This is a genomic window from Weissella sp. DD23 (assembly GCF_001579105.1).
Lineage (GTDB): Bacteria > Bacillota > Bacilli > Lactobacillales > Lactobacillaceae > Weissella > Weissella cibaria.
The window spans coordinates 307333-310337 of record NZ_KQ970390.1 but is presented as its reverse complement, the minus strand read 5'-3'; the positions used below and the strand labels follow the sequence as shown (position 1 = coordinate 310337).

The window sequence follows — 3005 nt, the reverse complement described above, 5'->3', positions numbered from 1 at the left end:
TCGGGAAAAGCACCGTCTCACGTTATTTAAACAACGGGTCAATTAGCGCAAAAACGCGGGCTAAGCTAGATGCTGTCGTCAAAGAGTATGACTATGAACCCAATCGATTTGCCCAAAGTTTGAAAAAAAACTTCCAGTGGCATGATTGGGGTTGTGGTCCCCACATTTGCCTCATTTGCTTTGACGGAGATGATGCGTGGCATGGATGATGTTAATCAAGGAGATTTTTTCTTAACCATCAACACCTATCACGATGCCAAGCGCCAAGTTGAAGCGGTTAAGCAGCTTGCCCAACAAAATGTCGATGGTATCGTCGTGATGACTGGGCAAATTACTAACGAGATGACTACTGTGCTACAACAAGTATCCGTACCCGTTGTGGTGCAGGGACAACCGTCACGACACTTTGAAACTGTTAACGTTGATAACCAACATGCCGGCGAGTTACTCGTGCCATTAATTGCTAATGTTAAACCAACGGATGTGTTGTTACTTGGTGTTGATCCAACTAGTGACTACAATGTTGGGCAAACACGGTTCAACGCGATAATTCAAGCTTTAGACAACAACATGCAACGTCTTTACACAACATTTGATCGTACTGAAACGGCTGAAATTATGCGTAACTACCTCGAGACACATTCGTCACCCAAATACATCATTGCAGCAACTGACACGATTGCGTTAGGGGCACTAGCAGCATTGCAAGAGCAGCACATCGCCGTACCTGCAAACACCAAAATCGTCGCGTTTGACAATACACCGGCTGCCGAAATCGTGACACCAGGTTTAAGCACGGTTAGTTTCGATTATTTTGCGTTAGGCCAATGGCTATATCACCGTTTAAAGGATCTATCTCAAGCAGAACCTGTCTTAACTGATCCCTTACTACGCGGCGAGTTGGTGCGTCGCAGTAGTTGGTAACGCCAATAAATGAAAAGATATCTTAAACTTCCAATTCACTCGGGAGACACTATGTCATAATGAGTTTCTGGAGGTGTGGTATGAAAGCAGCAATTATTAACCAATATGGGGATAGCAATGAATTATCGGTTGTCGATGATTATGTCAATCCAACCATAACTGACGATCAAGTATTGATTAAAACCTACGCAACGAGCGTCAATCCAATTGACTACAAAGCCCGTCAAGGCGCGTTGAAAAGCATGTTTAATTGGCAATTTCCCGTCGTCTTAGGCTGGGATATCGCTGGCATTGTAGTTGAAATTGGCGATGATGTCACTGATTTTACCGTTGGCGATCGTGTATTTGCACGACCTGACATGGATGATACCGGTGCTTTTGGGTCTTACGCGACGTTAATGGCGGTAAACGCTGACAAAGTTGCCTTGATGCCTGAAACGATGTCATTCGCGGAAGCTGCAGCGTTACCATTGGCTGGTGAAACAGCCTTACAAATGTTAAACGAGCTACACGTGACGGCCGGTTCTAAAGTATTGATTCAGGCCGGGGCTGGTGGTGTTGGTATTGTCGCCATTCAGCTTGCAAAAGCGCTTGGTGCAACTGTTGCCACAACAGCCGGTCCCGAAAACGCAACGTTTGTGCGTCACTTGGGCGCAGATATTGTCATTGATTATCACCAAAAAGCTATCACCGACGTTATCAGTCAATATGATGCGGTTCTAGACAGTGTTGGTGACATTGATGCTGGATTAGCTGTTTTAGCACATGGTGGCCGAATTGTGACGATTTCAGCAAAACCGACATCTGAACAGTTAGCAGCAGCCGCAGCCAACGATCAAACGTTACTGGCTGGTTGGTTACAACCAAATGGGCAGGATTTAGCCAAGCTAGCGGCGTATTATCAAAACGATGCCTTAAAGATTGTCATTGACTCAAAGTTTCCGTTTACAACGGCCGGCGTGCGGGCCGCGCACGAACGTATTGAATCACATCATGCACGTGGCAAAGTAGTGATTGAAATGATTGCGGAATAAACTAATTAAACACCAAGATAGGCTAGTTGTCGTATCTTGGTGTTTAATTTTGCAAGCAATGTCGTGTTTACAGAAAACAGACTTATTCTAGTTTACATAATATATATTATCGTGAGTTGAACTAAAGTAGGTAAATGACCCCAAAGTATTTGATTATTGATAAACGATTCAAACTAATTGTCAATTATAAGCTCTATAATCAAAACATGATCGTTCTATAAGCCGCTGCAATTATCATGATTAAATTAAAAACGCTACCGGCCGCAATTTCGGCAAGTAGCGTTTTTTACTAAGTTAAATTACATAAACAACATGCGGAAGATTTCTTCGAACATGAAACCGATCAATCCTGCTGATGGCACTGTAATAATCCAGGCCATCACAATGTTCTTTAACGTACTCCATTTTACGGCACGAATATCATCAGATGCACCCGTTCCAGCAATTGCTGACGTAACCGTGTGCGTCGTTGAAATTGGCGCGTGAACAAAGTACGCAGAAATGAACAACACTGCTGATGAAACGGCTTCTGCCACGAATCCTTTTTGTGGACTCAATACCGTAATCTTGCTACCCAACGTGTGAATAATGCGTTGTCCACCGGCCATTGTTCCAGCTGAGATGGCCAAAGATGCCATCAAGATAATTTGTAGCGGAATTTCCGTTTGTCCAGGCTTAATGCCAAAGAAACCAACCGGGGCAGCCGCCATAAACATCAATCCCATTGACTTTTGAGCGTCTTGCAAACCGTGTCCCAAAGCCAATGAAGCGGATGTGAAAATTTGAGCACTTCGGAAAAACTTATCCGTTTCCTTTAAATTAGCCTTTTTAATGATCTTATTCAAAATAACCATGATTATAAGTGCAAGACCAAATCCGACAACTGGCGACAACACCATGGGATCAATCACCTTTTCAACGACTTTGGCTAACTTAATGTGTACATCATTACCGGCAATTTGTTCAGCCAAACCAGCTCCCATCAACCCACCAATAATCGCGTGAGTTGATGAAGATGGTAGACCAAACCACCACGTAATCAAGTTC

The 3005-nt window shown here is 43.7% G+C and carries 4 protein-coding genes; 3 read left to right on the top strand and 1 reads right to left on the bottom strand.

Annotated features, from left to right (window positions below; all coding sequences use genetic code 11):
* From WEIDD23_RS14240 to WEIDD23_RS01490, 3 genes are all read left to right on the top strand, one after another.
* A partial coding sequence (locus tag WEIDD23_RS14240; RefSeq protein WP_242865371.1) for a LacI family DNA-binding transcriptional regulator occupies positions 1–209 on the top strand: 209 nt, incomplete at its 5' end.
* Positions 202–924, top strand: a complete 723-nt coding sequence (locus WEIDD23_RS01495) for a substrate-binding domain-containing protein (protein ID WP_242865370.1) — start codon at positions 202–204, stop codon at positions 922–924. The genes WEIDD23_RS14240 and WEIDD23_RS01495, both read left to right, overlap by 8 nt.
* A gap of 80 nt (positions 925–1004) precedes the next feature.
* The gene (locus WEIDD23_RS01490) at positions 1005–1958 is read left to right on the top strand and encodes an NADP-dependent oxidoreductase (protein ID WP_010374902.1); all 954 of its coding nucleotides are present in this window, start codon (positions 1005–1007) and stop codon (positions 1956–1958) included.
* A 299-nt stretch (positions 1959–2257) separates the two neighbouring features.
* Here WEIDD23_RS01490 and WEIDD23_RS01485 read toward each other — a convergent pair.
* A partial coding sequence (locus tag WEIDD23_RS01485) for an inorganic phosphate transporter (RefSeq protein WP_242865369.1) occupies positions 2258–3005 on the bottom strand: 748 nt, incomplete at its 5' end.